The sequence below is a fragment of the Bradyrhizobium quebecense genome, assembly GCF_013373795.3.
Taxonomy (GTDB): Bacteria; Pseudomonadota; Alphaproteobacteria; order Rhizobiales; family Xanthobacteraceae; genus Bradyrhizobium; species Bradyrhizobium quebecense.
Window position 1 is genome coordinate 6,869,654 of sequence record NZ_CP088022.1, and the last position, 26,777, is coordinate 6,896,430.

Sequence of the window (26,777 nt, forward strand, 5' to 3'; positions counted from 1 at the left end):
TCGCAGCGGATCAAACGACCCGCCAGCGGATGGTGAAGAGGGTCTCTGTTTCCGTCCGCTGCGCGAGGCGCTGCTCCAGCTGGTCGATGAGAGAATCCCGCTTCCCCATGATCTCGTCCTCGACCGTAAAAATCTCCTGCCGCTGACGGCGCTGCTGGCGTTCCAGCTTCTGGATTCTTTCCTGGATGCCGTGTTGCTCTTCAAGAGTCACGGCTTGCCGCGCCTGACGACGCAACACCTTGATCTGCTCTTTCGTGTCGGCCAGCGCCTTCTCGGCGGAAAGCACCATGTCATCGGCCCACTTCTCAAGCTTCTCGCGGGCCTGGTTAAAATGAGCGCTGTTTTGCTCCAACGACAGACTGATCGTTGCCTTGGCGTGACGCCGGGCTTCCGCGTCGAGCCTCTTGCCGATCGCATCCGGAATCTGGGTGTTGTCGTCGACCCGGCCAGAACATCCGAACAACTTCTCCATCGTCTCCTGATCGAGCGATGCACCCTCATCGTCAAAGGCGGAGAACAAAAGATATTCCTCACGCTCATAGGACTCGATCTGCAGGCGCGTCAGAATTAGGTAACCAGCCTTACCGCGAAGCGCCTCGACAACATGTACGCGGGGGGCATGGTTCGTGACATCGAACATCAGGCCGGCGGACGGTGTGACCAGCGTCTTACCGCTTTGGACAACGTTTTCACCCAGCGGATGCGACAAGCGGTACAGGAAGCGGCCCTGTTCGTCACTTCGGTCCAATCCGGATTCCGGCTGCGACTTGGAGATAAGATGATAGCGACCAATGCTAATGTCCGGGATCGGTGGCCGCGTGAGATCAAAAGCCAGCGCATCGTCGTCGAATCGCGCGCGCTCACCCAGGATGAAACGCGTCAACGACCAGAACCGCTGTCCGACACGATCGAGCTGAGCTTTCGCGTCGGCGAGTTTGATCCTGAGCCGTTGATGAACGTCCTCGTCGAACCGTTCGAACAGCTTGCGCCGCGTGTCATCCATCCGGGCGCGGATGCTCTCATCCATTTCTTCTTGAAGTTTTTGGAAGGCGGCTTCGATCTCTTCAGATGTCCTGCACTCCTGATAAATCGCAAGGATGCGCTTCTCGAAATCGACACCTGACTCGATGCTGCCGAGAACATCATCCGATGCGCCAAACACGCCGTCGAACAGACTGAACTTCTCGCCGAGCAACTCAAGAACGCGCCGATCGGCCTCGTTGCGCTCGTTCAGAAAATTGATGACGACCACGTCGTGCTTCTGGCCGTAACGATGGCATCGTCCAATGCGCTGCTCGATCCGCTGTGGGTTCCACGGCAGATCGTAGTTGACTACAAGCGAGCAGAATTGGAGGTTCACACCCTCAGCAGCCGCCTCCGTCGCCAGAAAGATCGTCGCCTGATCGCGGAAGTGCTCGACCAAAGCGGCGCGAACATCAATCGCGCGCGACCCCGATGATCGCCCGGTATCTCGGTTGTTCGCAAGCCAGTTTTCGTAGATAGTCGTCGCCTCCGGGCCTCCGTTAGTCCCGTTGAACAGCACGACCTGCCCCTTGTAGCCGTGGGCCTCCAGAAAACTCTTCAGATAGTCCTGCGTCCGGCGGGACTCCGTAAAGATCAGCGCCTTTCGCGCCGCGCCAGTTTCGGCCATCTGCGCGAAGCCGATATCGAGCGCCTTGAGCAGGGTCTCAGTTTTGGTATCGACCGGAATCCCTCGTGCCCGGGTCGCGAGGCGCTGCAGAAGGTCGATCTCTTCTTTGAGCCGTTGCCGATCGATGGCGAGAGGGCGCTCTTCTGCATTCTGCCATGGCGTTTCCTCCGCGAGAATGTCGTCAAGCAGCTCGTCCTCGATATCCTCCGATTCAACGAGACGTTCGGCGAACTCGGGATCATCTGCGATTTGTTCGTCACGCAGCGTTTCCAGACGTAGCCGCAGGGTATCCAGCGTGCCGGCTATCGCTTGGGATGATGACGCCAGCAGTTTCCGTAGGATAAGTGCTGTCAGGTGACGCTGGCGCTGAGGCAGCGCATAGCTGTTGGGACGCTGTAAAAACGCTGACACGGCCTCGTAGAGGGAATGCTCTGCGTCATTCGGGGTGAAGGGACGAGTAATCGCCCGCCGGTCCGTATACCTGACGTACTCGGTAACCTGGTTGCGAAGCGTACGCTTGCAAAATGTTGCCAGCCGCTGCCGAAGGTCGGTGAGGCTGCTCCCGGCGCTGGCATAGCGCGCCCTGAACGCATTGATGTCGCCAAACAGATAATCATCGATGAGTGTTGAAAGCCCGTAGAGTTCGATAAGTGAGTTTTGCAAAGGCGTCGCCGTTAACAACAACTTACGGCAGTCTTCGGTTGCCCAGCGTATGCCTTGACCAACCTTGTTGCTCGGACGATATGCGTTCCGCAACTTATGCGCTTCGTCGATGACAATTAGGTCCCATGCAATCGCCTTGATGTCTTCACGCAAAGCATTTGCATAATTAAATGAAACAATAAGGATTGATCTTTCGTTTAGCGGAGCTCGGCCGAGGCGTTGTTCGTCTTTAAAGGCTTTTGCATCCAGCACCCGCGTCGGAAGATTAAATTTTTCCGAAAGTTCAAGAGCCCACTGCTTTCTGATTGAAGCCGGACAGATTACGATGAGGCGGCGCTTGCGCTCGGCCCATAGCTGGCAAAGCACAATGCCTGCCTCGATGGTTTTCCCGAGTCCGACTTCATCGGCAAGTAGGACGCCTTTAGAAAGTGGTGATTCGAGCGCGAATAAAGCGGCCTCAATCTGATGTGGATTGAGGTCTACCGCGGCATCAAATAAGGACATGGAGAGGCGATCAAGCCCGGTCGCTGCTTTGCGGGTTAGGTCGTACGCATAGTATTTGGCGTGATAGGCCGTAACGTTCATTTGTGGTCTTTAGGCCTCTTACGCTCTGCCTGCGATGGAACTTGCAGCGTAGAATGTCGATATTCTTCACCGGCGCTGACACCATCGTTCGGACTTCGCAGTCTTTCGATCACCAAGGATTTGGACGCAGCGAAGCCGGCCCATCCGAAGCTGTCTTCGGCAGCGTTTATGGATGTACGGCGCAAGTATACCCCCCCCCCGAGAGTTGCAACCACTTTAGACCTGTTCGGCGTTAAATCCCATCCTTGGCAATACCATTCGTCACGTGTTTGGCGCCCTTTTAGTTCGGAGCCGATGGACACGCTAGCAGATCGGCAATCAGCGCAGCACGCAAATTTGGCAGGTAAGAGCGAGATTCAAGGCTCACGACGTCGCATACTCTCGGAAGCCAACGGAAGCCACCTACTCGCAATGAAGAAAGCTCGTCCTGCTAAGCCTTAGGCTCGCTCAACCAAGCTGCGCTGCGGCGTCTTCGATGCTGCGGACTTGAGCTCGATCATTCCACCTGCCAACGCGGCAGCTCTGATCATCGCTTAGCCGCTTCATCTACATCACGGTCGCCTTAGGAGGTTGCTCAAGATCGATGCGCCGCTTTTCGGCATCCTTCTTTCGTTTGTTGACGTCAATACGATATTGGTCAATCACATCAAGATCGCTCTTCATATCGGCCGGTGTCGGAATCGGAATGGCCTTACCGGCCGCCATGTCATGTCCCGAGCGTTCGGACACCCGTTTCATGGCCCAAAAGACCTTTTTGTGGTCTTCGTCCTCGACCACGACACCCTTCAGGCTCTGCGTTTTGACATCGCTGTTAAACCGCTCAACGACTTTGCCAAGCAGGACTTCCTCGACGAGCCTTTCCCAAGTCTCTCGAAGGTCGGTGTAGAAGTCCTTCGCAGACCTTCGCCACGCGTCATTTGTGAAATCCGCGGCGCCGTCCAAATCCTTCAGGCGCGCCCTGAGAGTGTCGATGCGCTTCGTAACAGACTGCGCTATCCACGGCTCATCAGTTTCGCTGATCAGGCCAAAGCCAGCAGATTCCGACTTGTTGATATAATTTCGGACGAGGGGAATCGCCGGACTGGCTTGGGCTGCTGCATCGATCACCTCATTGAAGAACAGAAGATTATGCGTGAAGATGATGATCTGACGCCCGGTCGCGGCTTCTTTCACGAGCCTTGCGGCAACCCGCCTGATCCGGACATGGTCGAGAGACGATACGGGATCGTCGATGATCATGCCCTGGCGCGATGTGTCTCCTCCGACTTCGGCAAGGAAACAGGCCAGTGCAAGCGCGCGCTGTTCTCCTTCACTCAGCACCTTGCTGTTTGTGATGGCTTTCGCCGCGTTGAGGCCAACCTCGAAATAGCTCTGCCCATCCTGGCTACGATCATTAACGGCGAAAGGAATGTGCGTTAGCGCCAGAGTCTCGATCTCGGCGACTATGCGCTTTTCGAGACTCTCCATGACAAGGCTACGCCGAAGCGATGTCATCTGCCGGGAGACCGAACCTGTCTCGACGGCGTCGCAGCATGCGAGAAGTTTGCGTCGCTCTTCCAAATCCGCCAGACGCGCCAGAATTACGGCGAGATCGTCAGACAGCTTCTTTCGATCCTTGAGCGCGTCGCGCCGCGTCCGATCGGTAGCGCGATTGCCGTCGTTGGCCGCGGCCTCGTCATCCGCCAGCGCCTCGGCTTCCAGTTCTTCCACCTCCGTTCGCACCTTCGCTGCGATAGGGTCCGCAAGCAGAGGGAGTGCGGCGAAGTCGGCCAGCGTGGCGACGGCGGCAATTGCATCCCGCCTCTTACCGGCGTTGCCGCAATAAGTCGCGATCAACGGCACCATCTCCTTGCGCTTGGCCGATAGATCGCCGAATTCGCCGAGCGCTGTCTCGACGACATCTTCGCTGGCGATAACAAGTTCCTTTATTCTGCGCAGAGCCTCGCCATGGGCCACGGACGCGGTTTGGGCTGCCTTGTTTGCTGCACCCGTCACGAAGTCGTTGAACGCCCGCACGCGCTCGGCAGCATCCGCCGTCATGGGCTCCTGGCACAGCATGCAACGATCGCCTTCCTGATCCGGTAAATGCTGATGATCGATACCGGTGACGCTCGCCGCATAAGCGCGGGCATGGTCAAACATGAGCCTCCAGGGAGAAAGCCCGACGCCGGTCAGCGGCATCGTCGCGAAGGCGCCTGACGCAGCGAGCTTTGCGGCCTGGGCTGCCGACTCGGCTGTTGCATAAAGATCGCGATAGGTCTCGACAGCCGCCACTGAGAGCGCCTCGTCGATCTGTTCAGATGCTGTCAGGAGTTTTTCCAAGGCCGCCTTGCAGCGCCGACGCCTTGCCGCCATTGTTGAAGGGTCACTTGCCAGAGCCTGCTCGAGACCAGCGAGCTCAGCCATCTCCTGTTCTGACACCGCCGCGAGATTCTTGATCTCGTCGATGGACGGCACCGCTTCCTTGGACTTGATTTCGAGACGGGCCAGCAGCTTTGCGACCGCGCCGGCAGCAGTGTATCCGCCGGGCGGTGGTGTCTTCAGTTTCTTCTCGATCGCTTTAATTTCTTCCCGAAATTCTGCCTCGAGCTCGCCGCGATGAAGGCCATGACGTTCGAGAAGCGCGATGGCTGCCGGCAGAAACCCGATCCGGTTATGCTTGTCGACGTAAAGGCGTGCGTTTGCGGAATCGAAAACAGAAATCCGGGCAATTGTCGCAGGCGGTTGCGTTCCGTCCTTCCAGGTGATGGGAGTCGGTTCAGTGGCGCCCTCTTCGAGAAACCGGACAAGCACCTCGGCCGGCGGTTTGGCACCGATCTCGAACACATTGCCGAGAAGATCATCCGCCGTCAGGCTGCGGCAGAGCTTCTTAGCGATCCGGCAATAGCCGCTTTTTCCGCTTCCATTGTCTCCGTAGATAATGGTGACGCCATCGGTAGCGAACCGTAACTGTTGTTCTTCCGCAAGGCGGTTCAAATGCTTGACGGGGCCGAGCGAGCAAAGCACCGCACGCGGCTCGTCCGAACTACTGGCCTTCAAATGCTCCGCCGCGAGCGGAGAACATTCCGGCGGCTCATCCAACGCAAATCCACCGACGTGGCGGACCCGAGCGGCTATACCGGCCCTGTCCTCCTCCTCGAGGATAAAGCCGGGTCGCGCGGCATGCCTTCTTAAAGCGTCTCTGATCCAGTCATGCTGCTTGTCTGCCCATTCCAGGAGTCCAACTTCGGCCATTCCCGCCCCCAAAACTTATCGTCATTATTCTTGTTGATCTGTTCCGATCCTGTGTAATCGCGCGTCCGGACAGACTTTCTTCGCGATGTCGCACAGGTGCTGATGATGGGTCAGATAAATGACCTGCCCTACCCCGGCCATGTCAGCGAACAGACGGAACGCCTCTTCGGCTCGAAAATCGTCAAACGTCTCCATGATGTCGTCAGCGATGAACGGCACGGGGCAGCGCGCTCGAACGAATTCGTGGTAGCCGGCCACGCGCAGGGCCAGATAGAGTTGAAACCGCGTGCCTTTCGATAGTTCGTTGGCGGACTTTGAGCCGCCGCCCTCCGACAGGGCAATCAAGGTTTCGCCGTCCTTGCCGGGCTGGGCTGCGAGCCCGCTGTAGGCGCCGCGGCTGACAGTCCGAAATGCAGCGGAGGCGCGCGTCATCATCGAGCTGCGATGGCGCTCGCGATAGGCGCGCAGCGCCTGCTCCATGGCGACCGTACCGGCACGCAGTTGCAGGTAGCGTTCCGCGCCGTCCTGGATTTCAAGCAGCGTTGTGCGGCGGCGCTCCTCGATTTCGGCGACCTTCGAATCCCCTCCGATCGCCTCCACTTGATCAATCGCTTGGCTGCGCGTGGCGAAAAGTTCGTGACAGCGCCTGTCCTGGTCATCGAAACGCGCCTTGAGCTCGATAAGCTCCGCTTCCAGCGCGGGCCGATCGGCGGTATCGAGGATGCGTCCGGCTTCAGTGATATCGGAGAGTCGCATCGCTTCGAGGATCTCATGCTCGGCATCTTCGACGTGCTGCCGTAACTCACGTCGTTTCGCGACATCCAGAAGCTTCCCAGCTACCTCGGCCAGCGACCCGACGCTGAAGAACGACGTCATCGTCTGTTTCTGCTGTTCGTGAACCGCCAGGGTTTCGGCAAGCAACCGGTTCCTCTTCCGCGCTTCTTCGAGACTATCTGTCGTTTTGGTGCGGCGCGCGCGTTCGGCGACCGCGTCACGAACACGATCGCCGACGCGCTGCGCCAGATCGAGAACCGCGTTTGAACCGACCGGAATCGCCATATCGCCGCAGATGGCCGCAACTTCGTCCCGGAACGAGACTTGGTCCTTCTCCATCTTTTCGATACGGTCGACCAAGCCGACCTTCTTCTCGAGAGCAGGCCCGAGATCGCCGGCGGCCGATAGAATCTCGCGCACTGTCGCAAGCGTCGGAATTTCGGCCTGATCGCCGAGCCAGCAAGCCTTGCACGCTGTAGTCCAGGATGCGGTCCAGGCCTGCTCATCTGCGTTCGCCTGCTCCGCCGCGCGTTCGCGTAGTAGCAGCTCGCGTTTTCGCTCCTCCGTCGCAACGCGCAGCGCCCGGGTCTCGCCTTCGCGGTCGAGGACGACTTGAGCCGCCGTGAGAAGACCGTCGAATCCGGATTCAGCGTCATAGGATAGGCCGGCGCCATCGAGCGCGGCCTTCAATCGGTCGTGAGCCTCCTGCGCGTCGGCCTTGGCTTCGCGTAGGTCCTGCTCGGCCGCGAGAATAGCCTCTCGTGCTTCCAGTGCCTTGTCGCGGCGCGCGAGCCAGTCTTCGACGTCTGTCAGCGTGACATCGTCGGCAAACGACGTCGCCATCGTCCGAACGGCAGTAGCAATCTTTTCGCGGATTGACTGCACGGCCGCGGCAGCCGCATCTTTGAGTTCAGTCACCAGCGTCAATTCAGCTGCGGCGATGGCGAGAGACTGTCCGGTCTGATGGAGTTTCGCCAAGTCTGACATATGCGCTTGGCGGCTCGACGTGACGATGTCGTCGTGCCGCAGCGCACTCTCGAACGCATCGGCGGATGTGGCCTCGAGATGACGGCGGTGCGCTGACCAGGCCTGCTCACGATGTGTCCGGATGGCGGCAGCCTCCTGGTCGGAGACGATGCCTGTCATGCCGGCGATGGCGTCGCGTTCCGCCTCTAGTCGGCGGATCTCGCTTGTCAGCCGATCGACATCGTTGACATGTTGGCGGAGCTCTCGCTGCGCATTATCAAGCGCTGTCTTCCACTGCTGGATCGCATCCCCACTAAGGCATCGCATACCGACAAGATCCTCGACCTCGCCTCGCCAAGGATGCAGCGTACGGAGACGGTCGGTCAGGGTCGTGATTGCGGTCTCACGGGCTCTCTCCGCCAATCGGCGCCGCGCAACATGGTCGGTGTTGCGCGAAGCGGCCATGGCGGCCGTCAGTCGGGCTATCGCGCCGTCCCTGCCTCGCTCGGTTTTCGGATCGTCTCCGGCCTCACGCAGCAAGGCCTCGGCATCGGTCAGACGACGACGGGCGTCAGTAAGTTCCGTTGCCGCGGTGCGGATGGCGCTGTCAATGCCCGAACGGGATTCGACCAGTTCGCGCAGGCGGCCGACCGTCGAGGCGCCGAGTAAGAGTCGGCGGGGGTCCGCCTCCCCTTCCCGTTCCATCCGCGTCAAGATGCCTGACACGGCTAATTCCGCCGCTTGCAGTTGCAACCGCCTCTCCGGGATATCTTTCTCGGCTGTCACGTGACGGGCTCGAAGGTCGGCGAGTTGCTCCACTTTGCTGAGCAGACGCAACGCGGGCTCGTCGATGACGATCGAGTCGATTTCGGCGCCGAGCCGCTCGATCTCGTCGGCGACCGCACGCGTTTGTACGCCGAGCTCTATCTCCTCCTTCTGGAGCTTGGGCAATTCCTCGCTCCAGACTGGCGGCGGAGCAGGCAACTCGGCGAGCGGTTGGAGACGTTCGCGGATCGCTCGGAGCGCAGCGAGACGCGGCAGAGCAGCGAGATGACGCTGGATTTCATCGACCCGCGCCTGGATGCGCGTCCGTTCACCGATCGCTTCGTCATATTGTGACGAAGCCCGGTCGCGAATGTCGATGAGCCGCGCGTAGTCAGACGCCTGCGTATCGAACCGCTCCCGTTCGGCCTTCAATTCGGCGAGACGCGTTTTGAGTTCGGCAAGAATCCCGCTACGCGCACGATATTTGTAGAAGCCCTCGGCCCCCGCCCTCAGGTCGAGCAGCCTGCGGCTGAGATCGGCAAGGCCCGCGCTGGCCGAAAAAAGCAGTTCTCCAAGATCGCCCTTGCTGGCTAGAATGCTCTCGCCGCCTTTCTCCAGGGTCTCGTCATCAAGTGAAAACATGGTGCGATATGACTCGCGATCGACCCCGCCGAGTTCACCGCGGATGACGTTTTCGGCAATGGGTCGATCGTCGGCATCAAGCAGGCTGTTCTGCGGCCGCTTGATGCGAACCAGCTCCCGGGCTTCAGCGCCGACCTCGATGAGGCCGCCCACCCGCATGGTCGGATAGGGGTGAAGGAAGCCGAATGGACTCTGCGTTCCGATCCCGAACAACAGATCGAGGAAGGCCGCGAGAGCCGTCGACTTGCCCGCCTCGTTCGGACCATAGACGATGTGCAGGTCAGGCAGGCCTTGTTGCTTCTCACCGAACTCGATGCTGCGACCGGTGAAATTCCCGTAGCGGGTGAGATCGAGGCGCTTGAGACGCATGAGCTATGCGCCTTTTTCGGATGCATGGAGCTTCGCAAGAATATCTTCAGCGCCCTCTCGCGCGAGAAGCCCGAGGCCAGCCTTGAAGGCTGTCTCGTCGGCCCCGAGACTGTCGCGACACTCCTGCGGAAGCTGCGCTCTCAATTCCTCGGCGACCGTTAAGAGATCCGTCTGAAACGTCTCCGACTGAAGCACCTCCTCCTCTATGAGGCGGCGTAATTCAACGAGCGGGTCGGCGGAGGAATCGACGATCTCGTCCGAGGCGCGGGTTGCCACTTCCAGCTTTTCGATCCAGCACGCACCAATTCGAGTGCCACGATCATCCGCCTCGGCCTTAAGGAGATCGAGGTCGCGCCGAATGCGCCAGGACAATGGCGTGGCCCCGGTCACGCGCAGCCGGGCGACGAGGTGTTCGGAGACGACGGACTCACGCGCCTGCTCCAGCGCGCGCGTCACTGCAGTGATAAGATCACGCCAGTCATCAAGGCCGGCGGCGTCGACTGAGACCCGTTCGAACTGCGCGATACTGGTGGCGCGCTCTTCGATGTGGATCGAACGATCATCCCGGATGGTAACAAGCGTCACCGATTTGGCGCCGGCTTCATTAATGTCGCGTCCTTGCGGCATGCCCGGCATCACGATCGCGCAGGCGCCTTGCACGATCGACCGCTTATGCACGTGACCCAGGGCCCAATACTGAAAGCCGGTGGCGTGCAGGTCAGCGATACTGCATGGCGCATAAGGATCGTGACCAGGAGCGCCCGCGAGGCTCGTGTGCATGATGCCAATGTTCACCGCGCCCGCGACAACAGGTTTGTACTTTGCAATCAGGCTTTCGGGCGCGTGCGGTTGAGCGAAACTCAGGCCATGGATTGCAACTGAAAAATCGCCTGCGTCCCGGCCGACCGCCACCGCTTCGGCGCGACCGCCGAAGACCTTCACCGAGCCAGGAAAGATCAGCTCCTTGGTGATCCGTGAGAGCGCGTCGTGATTGCCGCGAATGACGAAGACCTGAATCCCGGCCTGATGAAGTCGGCGGATCTGCTCGGCCAGAAAACGGGCCGTTTTCATCGACGTCTGGTCGCCATCATAAAGATCGCCTGCCAACATGAGCGCGTCGACACGCTCTTCCAAGCACAGATCGATGATACGCACGAAAGCCCGCCGCGTCGCGTTCCCAATCAGATCGGCAAGATCGGGGTTGCGCAGGGCAAGCGAAAGCAGCGGAGAATCGAGATGGATATCGGCGGCATGGACGAAGCGATACGATGCGATGTTCCCCTCCTTCGTAACTAGATTGGGCGTCACCCCGCCCGCCTAGCTGTCAACGCCATTTGCATTTACGGCGCTATGGTCGCCACAGATCTTTCCTCTTGTTGCCTCTGAACGCAACTCAACCCCATTGCTAGGACGATGAGTTGTCGCGGTAGAACTACCGCATGCAACGGCCAAATTACTAAGACAGCCTCGCAAAAACCCGCAGCCATCCGGTTGTAACCGCAACCGTACGTGATTCGATACCCGGTTAGGATGTGCAGATGGTCGGCATTAGGTAGCAAACTCACCAAGGTCAAAACATGAAGAAATCAGGCGGAAAGGCGGGGCCTAATATTGGCCATCCGCTGGTTCTGATTGAGTGGACGGACGCTAGCCGCTTAGCGGTAGGCTGGATGGATTACGGCGATATTCCCGACCCGTACCTGCATCGCGGTATCAGCGTTGGCTTCCTGATCTCGGAAAACAAAAACGGCAAAATAATTGTGCCGACCATCGCGGATTTTGAGCATCCGGACAATCGGCACGCGTATGGGGGAATGCTGATTCCTAAGTCCGCCATCCTTTCGGAAAGGCGGCTCAAGTGAGATCATTTTCCCGGCGGACGCTTTACACCTTGGCGCTTGGCGACAGACAGGTCGGCCATAACTCGCGCCGAGACCGGATTACCCTTTTTCAGGCCGCCACTGGCCTGACTGCCCGCCGATTTCTTCGGCGGGATAATTTGCTCTTTCTTCGCCATCAAATCTCTCCCTGCGACTCACTGAATCACAGATGGATAATATCAAAATCCACAACCAGAACGAGTCCTTTGCGTGACGAGCGGGACCATTTTTGCCAGCCGCAAGCTTTCAATCCGCGACTACTTGCTTGCCATCGCGATTTTCGTCAACGGCGCGAAGGGCCATAGCGCCCTGCAACTGAGCCGGGACCTGGATTGCCAGTACAAGACGGCGTTTGTCATGGCGCACAAAATCCGGGAAAGGCTGGCGTCCGAAGCGAACGGCGCGACCGTTTCCGGCGAGGTCGAGGTGGACGGCGCGTATTTTGGCGGGCATGTGCGCCAGGCCAACAACAAGATCAATCGCCGCGATCGCCGTCCTGCCGAACATCAAACGGGCAAGCGCCGCGTTGTTGTCATCATGCGCGAGCGCGGCGGCCGGACGCTGCCTTTCGTGTTCAGGTCTGAGGACGCTTCGGTCGTCACGATTGCCCGCACCGTTGCCCCCGGCAGTGTCGTCTATGCCGACGAAGCCGGTCATTGGGACGCGCTTCATGCGCGCTTCCTGACGAAGCGGATCAATCACTCTGAGGCGTATTCAACGGACGAAGCCAATACCAATCAGGCTGAGTCGTTTTTCTCCCGCTTGCGCCGCGCCGAAATCGGCATCCACCATCATGTGGCCGGACCGTACCTATCAGCCTATGCCAGCGAAATGGCTTGGCGCGAAAACAACCGCCGCGTCAGCAATGGCGAACAGTATTTGATGACGACTAGCGCAGCGCTCGCGCATCCTGTTTCGCGCCAGTGGAAGGGCTATTGGCAACGCGTGGCGCGCCGGTAACTGCGATCCTTAATCGCCAGTCGGGACAGCCTGCGCGTCGTGATATTTTTCAGCAATCATTTGTTCAATGCGCTGGGTGAGGACGTATCGCGCTATGTCCCCCTCAGACGCGCCCAGAGCCGTTTTTCGTTTAAGCAGCCGGAGGTAAGCATACACATTCCGCGATACGGTTAGCCGTATCAGGATCGTATCTTCCTTTTGTGGAGCCCCCGCCATACTCAACTCGGCGCATTTTATTGCCAAAAATCGACATTAAATTGCTTGCTAGAAAGAGTCGACTCTGGCATTCTCACTGCGGTAAAGAAAAAGGCCCCCTCTTTCGAGGGAGCCTTATCTTCAGGATGGTGGTACCGGGTGTCGGAATCGAACCGAGCGTCTCAAGTTTAACAGACCAGCGCTTGCACCAATAAGCTACCCCGGCCCACGCAGCGAAAGCTGGTGACACAGCTTCCGTAGAACGCCCCTTCCGAAAGGTTGGGGCGTTTCGTTGACGGGACCGCGAATCCGCGGCCCGAACACCCGTAACGGTAAGGCGACTCTATCTGGGGCGTCAACGATTAGTACGAGTTCCTGAATCAAATACTAAATATGGTGGAAAGAGGGGGAAACCGGGATGTCCCGTAACCCCAAATTACCTATAAGTATCAGTGATTCCTCAGGGATTCCCAAGCGAAAAATTGTCGGCCAATGGCCTACACCATGCCGATATTCTGTTGTTCACGGGGCAATTATTTATTGTGGCCGAGGGCTTGCCCCGGAAGGACTCACGTGAAGCTACGGGCTTGTCCGCCCTGCTATCGGGCAATCTCCCAAAGCATGTATTGCCCCGGCCCCTGATCGCACCGGACAACGCCGTTTTCACGTTGACCCGCAGCGCGACTCCGACCCGCTTTGTCATGAGCCATCGATCGCCGTTAACCGCGCCGCCACCACATTGTTGTTGCCGACGATCCCGACCGAGTTGCTCCAAGCCTCCTCGATGAAAGGAAATAAATCCCCTCGTTGCCATTCGTCTGGACGCGGGTCGCGCAAGGTTGTTGGACATCAGAGTTGCTCCGGCGGCTCTTTGCCGTTCGCGAGATCATCAAATGTGTATTACCGCCCTCATCCGCAGGTCGTCGCGGCCGAACAATGGCTTAAGAGAATTGGGAATGGGTCTGCGGAACTGGTAAACGCCGTTCCTTTTAGCAACGTACATTTTGAACCCTGCGTGTGACAGGGGCCTGTGACAGATTTCGTGATTATTTCGGACGTTGTTCTAGTAAAATCAGTCGCTTAGGAAGGGCGGAGCCGGAGGGATTCGAAAACGTCCTACAGTTCAAGTTTCGGGATCTTAGAGATTTCCCTATAGAGGGCCTCAACCGGAAACTCCCCATACGAGTCCGCAACCGACCTGGACCCGTGGCCGGTGATGGCATCCAAAATATCCTGAGCCAGCCCATGCTTCCGCCCCGACGTTTTGATTCGGTGCCGCCAGGAATGGCTGGGGGAAAGTCGGGTGTCGGTTAAACCCAGCTGACGAACGAATCGCCCGATCACCTTCGTGCCGTTTCCACCGCGCTTACCGAATTTATCGGGCGCAAGAGCCGCAAATATTGGCCCCGCCTTTATCTTCGCCACGAACTTCAAAAATCCTGCCTCGATGAGAGCTGGATGAAGAGGAATGATCCTTTCGGATCCACTGGTTTTCAGTGAACCCGCTTCCGGGTCAAATTTCATGCACCAGATCTCTTCGATCTTGATGATGTCTTCCGAGCGCAGCTGGCAAATTTCAGAAACTCTCGCCCCGGAATAGGCCCCAATCCAAGGCACCCACCGTCGAACCGGGTCCTTTTCTGCCAGTGCCGCACGAAGGATTATCTTTGCCTCCTCATCCGAAAAACTGCGTTTTTTCTCGCCCTGCTTACTTCTGGCATCGAGAGAAATGCCCTCGGCGGGATTTGAGGCAATGTGCTTATTATGAACGCCCCATTGCAAAATGGCCCTCATCGGCGCCAATTTGGCGTCTTGGATCGTTTTGGGTCGCAGACCGCCCTCGACCATCGATTGCTTCCAACCAATTAAATCTTCACCGGTTAGTCGCCGGGCGTCGCTGTGGCCTAAGTAATCTCCCAACTGACGCACCACACGCGACCACTCATAGAGCGTCTTGGCGGCGGGCCGACGTTCAGCTGCCCAACCCTTTACAAGATCGGTCAGAGGAAGAGGCTGTTGGGACGCTGCGAATGGCACCACCGCGCTTTGTACCGGCAAGAACCCACTTGCGGGTACTTCTCCCATCGCTAGCCGCGCCAGCGTCAGGCTTGCCCGTTGCACTGCTGCCGCGATGGCTTTGGCGAGGAGGCGTCGACTTTGGTCGTCCACCACCATCCCACGGGTCGCCAAGCATTCGTCAGCCCCCTCCAGGCACCATCTCTCCATTTGAAGGATTTGCACGCCGTTTGGGTCGTCAAAGTCAGGATCCAAAATATTATACGACCTCAGTCTCCGAGGAGGCGCGAACAGGCGATCGGCGAGATCAACGTTCCAGGCGGTCTGTTGGCTCGGATTGTCCGCGTGCTGCTGCAACCACCGGTCATGAACGACCGCAGCCAACTGGTGGGCCTCTCGCTCGGTAAGCGCCTTTGGGCCCGCGCGTAGATTGGCCCAGCGTTCCTCGATTTCAGCGAGGGCTTCGGCATGCCGACGCTTGGCCTCGACGGGGTCGCGCGTCTGCAGACTCCGCTTCTCCTCCCGCTTGCCGACAAGCGCGCGCAGGTCCTCCGGCACACCTTTCCGGAGCCAGTAGACACCACTATTCGGATGTTTCCAGGGACGTGACATTGCAAGGGGCATTGTACCAGCCTTTTGTACCAGGCGGGTAGCGTCAAGCCATTGATCTTGCTTATTTCCTTCCAAAACAATTGCTTAGAAGGAGTGTGGTGCCCAGGAAAGGACTCGAACCTTCACGGCCGTTAAGCCACTGGCACCTGAAGCCAGCGCGTCTACCAATTCCGCCACCTGGGCATGTGGAGCGGCTTAGTAAGGATCGGTTACGCGCTTGTCAAATTCGCGATTGGAAATTCAAATAGCCTGTACAGGATTGGGCTGATGGCGTATCGCGAGAGGCTCTAAATACGCCCAATCGCTCTCGAATCCGGCAGGAATGGACCTCATGGCATCGAACCTGGAAACGCTCGTCACGGTCTTCGGCGGATCCGGTTTTCTGGGGCGGAACGTGGTCCGGGCGCTCTGCAAGCGCGATTACCGCATCCGCGTTGCGGTGCGGCGGCCTGAACTGGCCGGCCATCTGCAGCCGCTCGGCCGCGTCGGGCAGATTCACGCCGTCCAGGCCAATGTGCGCTACCCGGCCTCGGTCGAGGCCGCGATGCGTGATTCGCATATCGCCATCAACCTGGTCGGCATCCTGGCCGAGGGCGGCGGGCAGAGCTTTGACGCCGTGCAGGTGAAGGGCGCCGAGACCATCGCCAAGGCGGCAGCCGCCGTGGGCGGGCGGATGGTCCATGTCTCGGCGATCGGCGCCGATAAGGATTCGCTGTCGGGTTATTACCGCGCCAAGGCGGAAGGCGAGCAGGCGGTGCAGGCCGCCCTGCCGCAGGCCACCATCATGCGGCCGTCGCTACTGTTCGGGCCCGAGGATCAGTTCACCAACCGCTTTGCGGCGCTGGCGCGGATGTCGCCGGTGCTGCCGCTGGTCGGCGGTGGCGTCAACAGACTGCAGCCGGCCTATGTCGCCGACGTCGCGGACGCCGTGGCCGATGCCGTCGACGGCAAGGCGAAGCCGGGCGCGACGTACGAGCTCGGCGGCCCGGAAGTGCTGACCATGCGCGAGGTGATGCAGATCATCCTTCAGATCACCCAGCGCGACCGCCTGCTGGCGCCGCTGCCGTTCGGCCTCGCCAAGCTGCAGTCGTATGTCCTGCAATTCGCGCCGGGGCCGTTCACGCTGACCCCGGATCAGGTCGCGATGCTGCGCTCGGACAATGTGGTGTCCGACGCCGCCAAGGCCGCCGGCCTGACCTTCGCCGGCCTCGGCATCACGCCCGATTCGATGGAAGCGATCGCCCCGCAATATCTCTGGCGCTTCCGCGCGACGGGGCAGTTCCAGAAGAAGAGCGCGTAAGCACTCTCCACCCGTCGTCCCGGCGAAGGCCGGGACCCATAGCCACAAATGTCCGCTTTGTGCGGAGCTGTGGCCCCATCTCGCGTAACCAACAAAGACTTGGGTTGATGGTGTGGACGGCCCCCTACGGCATCAGTGTGCCAGAATGAGGTTGTTGTAAATCTCAGACAAGGAGACCGTCCGTGAGAGAGATTATCCGTATTGGGATGGATACGTCGAAGCATATTTTTGTGCTGCATGGAGTTGACGCGGCGGAACAGCCGGTGTTGCGCAAGAAGCTGTCGCGCAAGCAGGTGCTTGAGTTTTTTGCCAAGCTTCCGCCGACCGTGATCGGGATGGAGGCCTGCGGGGCGGCTCATTACTGGGGGCGCGAGCTTGGCAAGCTTGGCCATGAGGTGAAGCTGATAGCGCCGCAGTTGGTGAAGCCTTATGTGCTGCGGAACAAGAACGACGGGCGAGATGCGGATGGGGTGTGCGAAGCGATGGGCCGACCGCGGATGCGGTTTGTGCCGGTGAAGAGCGCCGAACAGCAGGCCGCGCTGATGCTTGCAGGTGTCCGCGATGGGCTGATCGGCCGCCGTACCCAGCTCAGCAATGCGATCCGCGGCTACGCGGCGGAGTTTGGCCTGATCGCGCCGAAGGGGTTGGACAAGATCGAGCCGCTGTTGGCCCGGATCACGCAGGACGAGAGCGTTCCCGCTATGGCGCGCGAGCTGTTCGCCATGCAGGGCCGTGACTATGCGCAGTTGCAGGGTGAGCTGAAGGCGGTCGAGGCCAGGCTGCTGGCCTGGCACCAGGCCAACGCCACAAGCCGTCGTCTGGCCCAGATCCCCTCGGTCGGTCCGATCATCGCGACCTCGCTTGTGATGAAGACGCCGGACCCGCACGCCTTCCGCTCCGGCCGCTTGTTCGCGGCCTGGCTCGGCCTGACGCCCAAGGACCATTCCACCGCCGGCAAAACCAGGCTCGGCAAGATCACCCGCGCTGGCGACGAGACCCTGCGTCGCCTGCTCGTGGCCGGGGCGACCGCGGTGATCCGGCAGGCAAGGCTCGGGCGCGGCCACCCCTCGCGCTGGCTCGTGGCGTTGCTCAGGCGCAAGCCGCCGAAGCTTGCGGCCGTGGCGCTCGCCAACAAGGTGGCCCGCATCGCCTGGAAGCTGATGGCGACCGGCGAGAGCTATGATGCCGCACGCATGAACGCTGTCACCTAACAGGTCGGCCGGCCGGACGTAGCGCTCGCCGGACGAACCGGAGCTGCAAGAGCAGATGGAATGATCGATCGATCCAGAACGCGAGACAAGCCGCGGGACCCATTGGCCTTCACAAGGTCGCCAGGTTGTTTGGCACTCGCGTCGCGGAAACCATCTTGGCCCAGCGATCAACACGATCGCATCAAACAGGCCGGACATATGGATGACAGCGATCCGACCAATCCCAGAAAGCTCTTGTGCCACGGGGGCCGTCCACATATGGGTCCCGGCCTTCGCCGGGACGACGAGCTAGGCCTTACCTTCCCATCGCCAGCGCGATCAGGCCGAGCGTGCCGACGATCACGCGCCACCAGGCGAAGAACGTGAAGCCGTGGCGGGTGACGTAGTTGAGGAACGTCTTCACCACGACCATTGCAACGATGAAGGAGACCACGAAGCCGACCGCGATGACGCTGAGATTGTCGGACGAGAAGTCGGCGCGGTTCTTGTAGAAATCATAGGCGAACGCGCCGACCATGGTCGGGATCGCGAGGAAGAACGAGAACTCCGCCGCCGAGCGCTTGTCGGCGCCGAGCAGCATCGCAGCCACGATGCTGGCGCCGGAGCGCGACACGCCGGGGATCATCGCCAGGCACTGCGCGACGCCGATCCAGAAATACATCAGCAGCGGGAACCGGGTCGCGTCGTCCTCGTACACTTTGAGATCGAGCTGATCGACCCAGAGCAGGACGGCGCCGCCGACGATCAGCGTGAAGCAGACCACCCACGGATTGAACAGGAATTCCTTGATGTATTTGCCGGCGATCAGGCCGATCACGACGGCGGGCAGAAACGCCACCAGCACGCCGATGACGAAGCGGCGGTCGTCGGGATTGGAGAACATGCCGAGCGCGACGCGCCACAATCTGGTGAAGTAGAGTGCGAGGATCGCAAGGATCGCACCGAGCTGAATCAGGATCGCGAAGCTTTTCCAGAAATTGCCTTCGCCGAGATTGAAGAAACGTTCCGCGAGCAGCAGGTGGCCTGTCGAAGAGACCGGCAGGAACTCCGTGACGCCCTCGACGATGCCGAGAATCACCGCCCGCAGCATATCCGTCATCATGATCTGATCTGCCCTGTGTGGAAAACCGAATTCTTCTCGCTTATTCGCACATAGGCCGCAATCGCAAAGAATCGTCAAACAATGGGTTACCCGGCCGATTTGCTGGGCTATAGCGTTTTTGTGACCCGCACCATCTGCGGGGGTGGCTACCGGTTTGCGTGCCGACGCGACATAGAGACGAGCGGAACTGGTCTGGCCAAATCACAGGTTCAGGTCACACAGGTTGATGGTTTCTTAAGCGCCACGACACTACCAAGGGCTTCATGTATACGCTGTATCACCATCCGTTCTGTCCGCATTCGCGCTTCATTCGCCTCGTGCTCGGCGAGTATGGCCTCGATCTGCGCCTGGTGGAAGAACGGGTCTGGGAGCGGCGCGAGGCGTACCTCGCGCTCAATCCGGCGGCCAACACGCCGGTGCTGATCGCCGAGGGCTTTCCGCCGATTCCGGGGGCGCCCGTGATCGCCGAATATGTCGACGAGACGCATGGTCTCGATGCCGGCGAGCGTCGGCTGCTGCCGACGTCTTCGGCCGAGCGCGTCGAGGTGCGCCGGCTGATGGCGTGGTTCAACGAGAAATTCTTCGAAGAAGCCTCCAACCCGCTGGTGACCGAGCGGATCTACAAGCGCTTCATGAGCGAGGACAATGGCGGCGGCCCGCCGGCCCCCGACATCATGCGCGCCGCCAAGGTCAATGTGCGCTATCATTTGAACTATATCGGCTGGCTGGCGAAGACGCGGAACTATCTCGCCGGCGACCGCCTGACCTACGCGGATCTCGCCGCCGCGGCGCACCTCTCGGCGATCGACTATCTGGGCGACGTGCCATGGAGCGAGGACGACGCGGCAAAGTCGTGGTACGCGCGGGTGAAATCCCGCCCGTCGTTCCGCCCGCTGCTCAGCGAATGGCTGGCGGGGGTGCCGGCGTCGCGCACCTATGTGGACCTCGACTTCTGAACCGGGCGGTCAGGCTCTCTCCGTCCGATCTCAAGGAAGCGCTTGGGCGCGAGGCGCGCGCGCTCGGCTTCGATGCCATCGGCTTTACCGATCCGGATGCGACGCGCGCGGCCGGACAATATTTTTTTGAATTCCTCGGCTCCGGCGGCCATGGCGAGATGGACTGGCTCGCGGCCAATCCGGAGCGGCGCACGGACCCACGCGTGCTGTGGGGTGCCGTGCGCTCGATCATCATGCTCGGCGTCAATTACGGGCCCGACGACGATCCGCTCAACATTCTCGCGCGCCGATCGCATGGCGCGATCTCGGTCTATGCGCAGGGCGACGACTATCACGACGTGATCAAAAAGCGGCTGAAGATTCTGGCGCGCTGGCTCGCCGCGATGACGGGCGACGAGGTGAAGGTGTTCGTCGACACCGCCGCTGTGATGGAGAAGCCGCTGGCGCAAGCCGCGGGCATCGGCTGGCAGGGCAAGCACACCAATCTGGTGTCGCGCGACTTCGGCTCGTGGCTGTTTCTCGGCGCGATCTATTCCGCCACCGAGCTGCCGCGCGATGAGGACGAAGCCGATCATTGCGGCAGCTGCCGCGCCTGCCAGGACATCTGCCCGACCGCGGCGTTTCCCGCCCCCTACAAGCTCGATGCGCGGCGCTGCATCTCGTATCTGACGATCGAGAACAAGGGTCCGATCCCGCACGAATTCCGCAAGGCCATCGGCAACCGCATCTATGGCTGCGACGACTGCCTCGCGGTGTGTCCGTGGAACAAGTTCGCTATGGCGGGACGCGAGCAGAAGCTTGCGGCGCGCGACGCGTTGCGCGCGCCCGCGCTCGCCGATCTCGCACGCCTCGACGATGCCGCGTTTCGCGCGCTTTTCACGAAATCGCCGGTCAAGCGCATCGGCCGCGACCGCTTCATCCGCAATGTGCTGATCGCGATCGGCAATTCCGGCGATGCAAGCCTCGCCGGTGAGGCGCAGCGTTTGCTCGACGATGCAAGCCCGCTGGTGCGCGGCGCAGCGGTGTGGGCGCTGTCGCAACTGATCGCCCGCGATGCGTTCGCGGCGCTGGCGTCACGGGCCGGTGGCGAGCCTGATATCAGCGTGCAGCAGGAGTGGCGCGCGGCAGCCGCCTCTTGATTTCATCGCGCCGTTCCCGTCATGGTCGACAACCATGACAAACCCGCCCTTCTTCACCAGACATGGCGACGGCTTCATGCCGACGTCAGTTGCGAACGGACCGTGGAGCCCGGAATCGATGCACGGCCGCGTCGTGATCGGCCTGCTCGGCTTCGTCATCGAGGAGCGCCACGGCTCCGACGATTTCGTCCCGGCACGGCTCACGGTCGACATGTTCCGGCTGCCCAACATCACGACGCCGGTCGAGGTGACGACGAAGCTCGTGCGCGATGGGCTCCGCATCAAGGTGATCGAGGCCGAGTTCGTCTCCGGCGGCACCAGCATGGCGCGCGCCTCCTGCCAATTGTTGCGCAGGACGGAAAATGCACCCGGCAATGTGTGGTCGCCGCCCAACTGGCAGGTGCCGGCGCCCGCGGAGATCCCGAAGCCGACCGATCCGAGGCTCGGCATGAATGGCAAGTGGGAGACGCGGCCGATCATCGGCCACATGGGCTCGCTCGGCGAGCGCAGGCTCTGGATGAGCGAAGTCCGCGAGCTCGTCGCGGGCGTGAAGATGACGCCGTTCGTCCATGTCGCAACCGGCGCGGATTTCGCCAGCCCCTTCGCCAATGCCGGCGACCAGGGCCTCGGCTACATCAACAGCGACGTCACGATCTATCTGCACCGTTTGCCGGTGAGCAACTGGATCGGCTTCGAGGTCGTCAACCATCACGCCACCGACGGCGTAGCGATCGGCGAATGCTGGCTCTATGACGAGAAGGGCGCGATCGGCACGTCCACCGTGGCGGCGCTCGCCCAGCGCAAGCCGATGAGCAATCCGCCGCCGCCGTAGGCTCTCTACCTTCGTCATTGCGAGCGAAGCGAAGCAATCCATGGCTCCGCTTGCTGAGGCATGGATTGCTTCGTCGCTTCGCTCCTCGCAATGACGGCGAACTACTCTGCCAAATGCCGCTTCATCTCCGGCCGGGCCCTCAGCGCGGCGCCCTGCTTGCCGACGATCCTGGCGATCCGCTCCGGCGCGAAGTTCAGATCGACGAAGGCCGGCGCGGTGTTGGCGACCTCGTGGTACTCCGTGATCTTGCCGTCGCGCAGCCGCATGATCGCGACGCCCTCGAACATCGCACGCGCTCCCTTGGCTTCCGGCAACGTCGAGCGGTAGCTGAACGTGTAGCGCGCGTAGAGCGTCGCGCCGTCGGAGACGGGATCGTGCATCACCCAGCGGAAATCGGTCGCGGTCCGGTAGAACCAGTCGTCGATCATCTCGGCGATTCTGGCGCGCCCTTCGAACGCGCCGTAGAACACGTCGTGGTAGACGCCGTCCTCGGTGAAGAGGCTTGCGAAGGCCTTGCCGTCGCGCTGTTCGACCGCGTCGCAGAACGCGCGCAGCATCGTTGTCGTATCCATCGGCTTCTCCCTGTGCAGGGAGCTTAGCCGATCTCCGCCACCGCGGCGATGATCCGCGCGATGTCCTGCGAACGCGACAGGCGGTGATCGCCGTCCTGGATCATGGTCAGCACCACGTCCTCGGCCGGCAGCCGGTGCACCAGCGCGAACGCATGCTTCCACGGCACGTCGGGATCCTGCGCGCCCTGCAGAATGCGTACCGGACAGCCGACGTCGATCTTGCTGCCGAGCAAGAGGTGGTTGCGGCCCTCCTCGATCAGATTGCGGGTGATCGGATAGGGCGAGCCGTCGCCATATTCGGATGGCCTGAGCCAGACGCCCTTGGCCTCGATCTCGGCGCGGATCTCCGGCGAGAAGCCCTTCCACATCAATTCCTCGGTGAAGTCGGGCGCCGGTGCGATCAGCACCAGACCGGCGAGTTGCGCCTTCGCGTTCCCGCGACGCATGATCTCGCGCGCCAGCAGCAGCGCCATCCAGCCGCCCATCGAGGACCCGATCACGACCTGCGGCCCGCGGCAGAACTGCGAGAACACCGCGACGCTCTCCTCGAGCCAGCGGCCGATCGTGCCGTCGGCGAACTCGCCACCGGATTCGCCATGGCCGGAATAGTCGAACCTGACGCAGCTGCGGCCATGCTCGGCGGCCCATGCATCGAGCGCGATCGCCTTGGTGCCAGTCATGTCGGACTTGAAGCCGCCGAGCCAGACCAGGCCGGGATTGCTGCCAGCCCGGGCGCGCGCCGCGATCCGGCGTGCCGAACTGCCCTCGCCGACCTCGATGAACGCGGGTTCCTGCTCGGATGTGGCGGTTTGGCTCATGGTTTGGTCACTCGCGTGTCAGATGTCCGCTTTTCAATCGTCGCGCGGCAGCGGTCAACGGCAGCAGGCCCGCCTTGCAGAGCAGGCGCGCCCGCTATATGTGCCGGGCGTGGCCAAAATGCCTCGCAATTGACGGTTTTGCCGCGTAAAAGAGCAAGTTCGCTTGCCCGTCGCAGCGTCTTGCTTCAAAATATCCGCCTTCCCTTTCACAACTTTGGAGAGTTACCCATTCGCCGTCCCAATAGAGCCCCGCCCACAGTCGCAAAAGACGGGCCGCGCACCAATGATGAGATTCGCAACGCGCAGATCCAGCTGATTGATTCAGATGGTGTCAACCAGGGCACCGTCGAAACCATGGTGGCCATCAAGATGGCCATGGAAGCCGGCATGGATCTCGTCGAGATTTCGCCGAACGTCAGTCCCCCGGTCTGCAAGATCATGGACTACGGCAAGTACAAATATTCCGCGCAGAAGAAGGCCGCCGAAGCTCGCAAGAAGCAGAAGGTCGTCGAGATCAAGGAGATCAAGCTCCGCCCGATGATCGACGATCACGACTATGACGTGAAGATGCGCGCGATGCAGCGCTTCTTCGAGGAAGGCGACAAGGTCAAGATCACCTTGCGCTACCGCGGTCGTGAGATGGCGCACCAGGAGATCGGCACCAAGCTCTTGGACAAGGTGAAGGCCGACGTTGCCGAGTTCGCCAAGGTCGAGCAGGACGCGAGGTTCGAAGGCCGCCAGGTCGTGATGGTGCTGGCGCCGCGCTAATTCGAGTTTGTCGCTTTGCTGAAAATGGAGCAGCCCGTCAGACCCTCTGGCGGGCCGTTTCGTGTCTGGGGGGCTTCATCCGGGCTACGGTTCCGTAGTTTAGCTACCTGAAACGTTGCAAAACCGCCGATCCTCTGTCATAAGCCGGGCCTTCGCCGCCCGGCTGATCAAGGGCTGCCGTGGCGACGTTCAGTGCAGGTTCTTTCAATTCGGAAAAAACCATAGCACTTTCAACGCTCTAACGAGCATTTTAGCCGGCCGAACGCCTCTTTGGGCGATATTCGTGTTGGGCGACAGGAGAGCTAAATGCCCAAGTTGAAGACCAAGTCGGGCGCTAAAAAGCGCTTCAAGGTGACTGCCACTGGCAAAGTCATGCACGCCCAGCGCGGCAAGCGCCACGGCATGATCAAGCGGACGAAGAAGCAGATCCGTCAGCTCCGCGGCACCCGCGTGCTGTTCAAGACCGACGGCGACAACGTCAAGAAGTACTTCTTGCCGAACGCCTGATCGCGCTCCTCCGCTTGAACCCGGCCGCCTGAAGCGCGGCGCCCCGTCACTTCTTCTAGATCTCAAGGATATCAGTCATGTCTCGCGTCAAACGCGGTGTGACCTCTCACGCCAAGCACAAGAAAGTCTTCAAGGCCGCCAAGGGCTATTACGGCCGCCGCAAGAACACCATCCGCACTGCCAAGCAGGCCGTCGAAAAGGCCGGCCAGTACGCCTTCCGCGACCGCAAGCGCAAGAAGCGCACCTTCCGCGCGCTCTGGATCCAGCGCATCAACGCCGCGGTCCGTCCGTTCGGCATGACCTACAGCGTGTTCATCAACGGCCTCTCCAAGTCGGGCGTCGTGGTCGACCGCAAGGTGCTGTCGGATCTCGCGATCCACGAGCCGGTTGCGTTCCAGGCGATCGCCGAGAAGGCCAAGGCCGCGCTGGCTGCCTGATCCTAGCGGGCTTTCGGGCCCGCTTTCAGCGCCTTCTGCGAATAGCGCTGGGCGACCTGCGCCCGGCAGAACGCCGTAAACGAGATGTACATGGTGCCGGATTCATTCCGGTACTTGCGGTCGCAGACCTGCATCTCGTGCTGATACGCCCGCTTCGGCGCGCCCTTGAGGCCGGACCGGAAGTCCGCCTCGCATTTCTTCTCGACCACGGCACCGAACTGGACGTCTCCGCTGGCGCCGTATTCGCACGCCTCGAAGATCTTCATCGCGCGGTTGCAGCTCGGCGCCTTCTCCAGCACCGCGATGATGTCGTCCATCTGGGTCGATTTGGCGGGACATTCCTCGGTCGCGGCATACGCCGTGCCGAGCATGAACAGGACCGCTGGCACGGCCAGGCAAGATCGCAGCAACATCGCGTGGGTCTCCTTGAACTCCCCTTGGGTAGCCCGACCTCCGCGCGGGGTTCAATGCCGCCGGCCACAAGCCCGAAATGACCGGCTTTTTGCTTGACGTTACGGCCTTCGGGCGGCGACAACCCAGCCGAATTTTGGCGCATGGTTCGGAAGATGGCTCTTCCCGCCGGATCATGCTCAGCGCAGGAATTGACCGTGTCCGACCTCGCAACGCTCGAAACATCCATCCTCGACCAGATCGCCTCGGCCGCTGACGAGACCGCCCTCGAGGCGGTGCGCGTCTCGGCGCTCGGCAAGAAGGGCTCGATCTCGGCCCTGCTTGCCACCCTCGGCAAGATGTCGCCAGAGGAGCGCAAGACCGAGGGCGCCAGGATCAACCTCGCCAAGGACGCGGTGACGCAGGCGCTCGCGGCCAGGCGCGATGTGCTGAAAGCGGCCGCGCTCGATGCACGCCTTGCCGCCGAGACCATCGACGTCACGCTGCCGCTGCGCGAGACGCCGGCGGAGACCGGCCGCATCCATCCGCTGAGCCAGGTGTGGGACGAGCTCACCACGATCTTCGCCGACATGGGCTTTGCGGTCGCCGAAGGTCCCGACATCGAGACCGACGACTACAACTTCACCAAGCTGAACTTCCCGATCGGCCATCCGGCCCGCGAGATGCACGACACCTTCTTCTTCAATCCGAAGGAGGACGGCTCGCGCATGCTGCTGCGGACCCACACCTCGCCGGTGCAGGTGCGCACCATGCTGACCCAGAAGCCGCCGATCCGCGTGATCTGCCCGGGCCGCACCTATCGCATCGACTCGGACGCGACCCACACGCCGCAATTCCACCAGGTCGAGGGCCTCGTGATCGACAAGGGCTCGCATCTTGGCCACCTCAAATGGATCCTGCACGAGTTCTGCAAGGCGTTCTTCGAGGTCGACCACATCAACATGCGGTTCCGGCCGTCGTTCTTCCCGTTCACCGAGCCGTCGCTCGAGGTCGACATCCAGTGCCGCCGCGACAAGGGCGAGATCCGCTTCGGCGAGGGCGAGGACTGGATGGAGATCCTCGGCTGCGGCATGGTGCATCCGAACGTGCTGCGCGCCTGCGGCATCGATCCCGACGTCTACCAGGGTTTCGCCTGGGGCATGGGCATCGATCGCATCGCGATGCTGAAATACGGCATCGCCGATCTCAGGCAGCTGTTCGAGAACGACATCCGCTGGCTCAACCACTACGGCTTCAAGCCGCTCGACATCCCGACGATCGCGGGAGGATTGAGTACGTGAGCTTGGACTTCGTTCCCACCGTGGAGAAAGCCCCAACCCTAACCCTCCCCCGCAAGCGGGGGAGGGAATGGATAGGACTTGTTCAAGTGGATACGAAGACTCCATCGCCGCGGATGGTCGGACTCCCTCTCC

Annotated in this window: 21 protein-coding genes, 1 tRNA gene and 1 pseudogene; 11 read left to right on the forward strand and 12 right to left on the reverse strand. The window is 60.9% G+C overall.

Translation table 11 applies throughout. The features are described from left to right. Nucleotides 1–10: 10 nt before the first annotated feature. The 4 genes from HU230_RS32975 to HU230_RS32990 form a co-directional block, all read right to left on the reverse strand. Entirely contained in the window at nucleotides 11–2,899 is a 2,889-nt protein-coding gene (locus HU230_RS32975) for an SNF2-related protein (RefSeq protein WP_176534590.1), read from the reverse strand. A gap of 546 nt (nucleotides 2,900–3,445) precedes the next feature. After that, nucleotides 3,446–6,133: an AAA family ATPase gene (locus tag HU230_RS32980; protein ID WP_176534589.1), complete on the reverse strand. Its 2,688-nt coding sequence runs from the start codon at nucleotides 6,131–6,133 to the stop codon at nucleotides 3,446–3,448. A 24-nt stretch (nucleotides 6,134–6,157) separates the two neighbouring features. After that, on the reverse strand, nucleotides 6,158–9,649 hold the full coding sequence (locus HU230_RS32985; protein ID WP_176534588.1) for an ATP-binding protein: 3,492 nt from the start codon (nucleotides 9,647–9,649) through the stop codon (nucleotides 6,158–6,160). A 3-nt stretch (nucleotides 9,650–9,652) separates the two neighbouring features. Next, nucleotides 9,653–10,957, reverse strand: coding sequence for a metallophosphoesterase family protein (locus HU230_RS32990; protein ID WP_224943821.1), 1,305 nt, complete (start codon nucleotides 10,955–10,957; stop codon nucleotides 9,653–9,655). Between the two features lie 269 nt (nucleotides 10,958–11,226). Here HU230_RS32990 and HU230_RS32995 point away from each other — a divergent pair, with 269 nt between their 5' ends. After that, nucleotides 11,227–11,511 carry a hypothetical protein gene (locus HU230_RS32995; protein WP_176534587.1) on the forward strand — a complete coding sequence of 95 codons (285 nt, stop codon included), beginning with the start codon at nucleotides 11,227–11,229 and terminating at the stop codon, nucleotides 11,509–11,511. A gap of 2 nt (nucleotides 11,512–11,513) precedes the next feature. Here HU230_RS32995 and HU230_RS33000 read toward each other — a convergent pair whose 3' ends face one another. Continuing rightward, entirely contained in the window at nucleotides 11,514–11,666 is a 153-nt protein-coding gene (locus HU230_RS33000; protein ID WP_176534586.1) for a hypothetical protein, read from the reverse strand. Between the two features lie 73 nt (nucleotides 11,667–11,739). Here HU230_RS33000 and HU230_RS33005 point away from each other — a divergent pair. Further along, nucleotides 11,740–12,489 (forward strand): annotated as a pseudogene (locus HU230_RS33005) (IS1595 family transposase); the annotation flags it as partial. 1,084 nt (nucleotides 12,490–13,573) lie between these two features. On the opposite strand, the gene HU230_RS44415 reads toward HU230_RS33005, so the two are convergent. The 3 genes from HU230_RS44415 to HU230_RS33015 all read right to left on the reverse strand — a co-directional run bounded on the left by HU230_RS44415 (nucleotide 13,574) and on the right by HU230_RS33015 (nucleotide 15,495). Beyond that, complete coding sequence (locus HU230_RS44415; protein WP_476727276.1) at nucleotides 13,574–13,687, reverse strand: DUF6538 domain-containing protein; 114 nt, start codon at nucleotides 13,685–13,687, stop codon at nucleotides 13,574–13,576. Nucleotides 13,688–13,800: 113 nt separating this feature from the next. Continuing rightward, nucleotides 13,801–15,258 carry a DUF6538 domain-containing protein gene (locus HU230_RS33010; protein WP_224943825.1) on the reverse strand — a complete coding sequence of 486 codons (1,458 nt, stop codon included), beginning with the start codon at nucleotides 15,256–15,258 and terminating at the stop codon, nucleotides 13,801–13,803. A 150-nt stretch (nucleotides 15,259–15,408) separates the two neighbouring features. Further along, nucleotides 15,409–15,495: transfer RNA gene (locus HU230_RS33015), tRNA-Leu, on the reverse strand. Nucleotides 15,496–15,643: 148 nt separating this feature from the next. On the opposite strand from HU230_RS33015, the gene HU230_RS33020 reads away from it, so the two are divergent. Together HU230_RS33020 and HU230_RS33025 are read left to right on the forward strand one after the other, a co-directional pair. Continuing rightward, nucleotides 15,644–16,612, forward strand: coding sequence for a complex I NDUFA9 subunit family protein (locus HU230_RS33020; RefSeq protein ID WP_176534584.1), 969 nt, complete (start codon nucleotides 15,644–15,646; stop codon nucleotides 16,610–16,612). Nucleotides 16,613–16,794: 182 nt separating this feature from the next. Next, nucleotides 16,795–17,823: an IS110 family RNA-guided transposase gene (locus tag HU230_RS33025; protein ID WP_176528479.1), complete on the forward strand. Its 1,029-nt coding sequence runs from the start codon at nucleotides 16,795–16,797 to the stop codon at nucleotides 17,821–17,823. 295 nt (nucleotides 17,824–18,118) lie between these two features. Here HU230_RS33025 and HU230_RS33030 read toward each other — a convergent pair whose 3' ends face one another. After that, entirely contained in the window at nucleotides 18,119–18,925 is an 807-nt protein-coding gene (locus HU230_RS33030) for an undecaprenyl-diphosphate phosphatase (protein WP_097671347.1), read from the reverse strand. A gap of 263 nt (nucleotides 18,926–19,188) precedes the next feature. Here HU230_RS33030 and HU230_RS33035 point away from each other — a divergent pair, with 263 nt between their 5' ends. Genes HU230_RS33035 through HU230_RS33045 form a run of 3 tightly spaced genes read left to right on the forward strand, consistent with a single transcriptional unit; the run spans nucleotide 19,189 to nucleotide 21,852 of the window. After that, on the forward strand, nucleotides 19,189–19,881 hold the full coding sequence (locus HU230_RS33035) for a glutathione S-transferase family protein (protein ID WP_176534583.1): 693 nt from the start codon (nucleotides 19,189–19,191) through the stop codon (nucleotides 19,879–19,881). Further along, entirely contained in the window at nucleotides 19,830–21,020 is a 1,191-nt protein-coding gene (gene queG, locus HU230_RS33040) for a tRNA epoxyqueuosine(34) reductase QueG (RefSeq protein ID WP_176534582.1), read from the forward strand. The genes HU230_RS33035 and queG overlap by 52 nt, the downstream gene beginning before the upstream one ends. A 34-nt stretch (nucleotides 21,021–21,054) precedes the next feature. Further along, nucleotides 21,055–21,852 carry an acyl-CoA thioesterase domain-containing protein gene (locus HU230_RS33045; RefSeq protein ID WP_176534581.1) on the forward strand — a complete coding sequence of 266 codons (798 nt, stop codon included), beginning with the start codon at nucleotides 21,055–21,057 and terminating at the stop codon, nucleotides 21,850–21,852. Nucleotides 21,853–21,953: 101 nt separating this feature from the next. Here the strand turns inward: HU230_RS33045 and HU230_RS33050 are convergent, their stop codons facing one another. Continuing rightward, nucleotides 21,954–22,424, reverse strand: a complete 471-nt coding sequence (locus HU230_RS33050) for a nuclear transport factor 2 family protein (protein WP_176534580.1) — start codon at nucleotides 22,422–22,424, stop codon at nucleotides 21,954–21,956. Nucleotides 22,425–22,447: 23 nt separating this feature from the next. Beyond that, nucleotides 22,448–23,242, reverse strand: coding sequence for an alpha/beta hydrolase (locus HU230_RS33055; protein WP_176534579.1), 795 nt, complete (start codon nucleotides 23,240–23,242; stop codon nucleotides 22,448–22,450). Between the two features lie 228 nt (nucleotides 23,243–23,470). Between HU230_RS33055 and infC the strand changes: the two genes are divergently transcribed. The 3 genes from infC (at nucleotide 23,471) to rplT (ending at nucleotide 24,954) form a co-directional block, all read left to right on the forward strand. Continuing rightward, the gene (infC, locus tag HU230_RS33060) at nucleotides 23,471–24,010 is read left to right on the forward strand and encodes a translation initiation factor IF-3 (RefSeq protein WP_092126381.1); all 540 of its coding nucleotides are present in this window, start codon (nucleotides 23,471–23,473) and stop codon (nucleotides 24,008–24,010) included. 306 nt (nucleotides 24,011–24,316) lie between these two features. After that, nucleotides 24,317–24,517 (forward strand): 50S ribosomal protein L35, encoded by a 201-nt coding sequence (gene rpmI / locus HU230_RS33065; RefSeq protein WP_008539890.1) that lies wholly within the window; start codon nucleotides 24,317–24,319, stop codon nucleotides 24,515–24,517. 77 nt (nucleotides 24,518–24,594) lie between these two features. After that, nucleotides 24,595–24,954, forward strand: a complete 360-nt coding sequence (gene rplT, locus HU230_RS33070; protein ID WP_029081033.1) for a 50S ribosomal protein L20 — start codon at nucleotides 24,595–24,597, stop codon at nucleotides 24,952–24,954. A gap of 2 nt (nucleotides 24,955–24,956) precedes the next feature. Here the strand turns inward: rplT and HU230_RS33075 are convergent, their stop codons facing one another. Next, entirely contained in the window at nucleotides 24,957–25,367 is a 411-nt protein-coding gene (locus HU230_RS33075) for a hypothetical protein (protein WP_176534578.1), read from the reverse strand. Between the two features lie 195 nt (nucleotides 25,368–25,562). On the opposite strand from HU230_RS33075, the gene pheS reads away from it, so the two are divergent. Then, nucleotides 25,563–26,645, forward strand: a complete 1,083-nt coding sequence (pheS, locus tag HU230_RS33080; RefSeq protein ID WP_176534577.1) for a phenylalanine--tRNA ligase subunit alpha — start codon at nucleotides 25,563–25,565, stop codon at nucleotides 26,643–26,645. The last annotated feature ends 132 nt before the right edge of the window (nucleotides 26,646–26,777 follow it).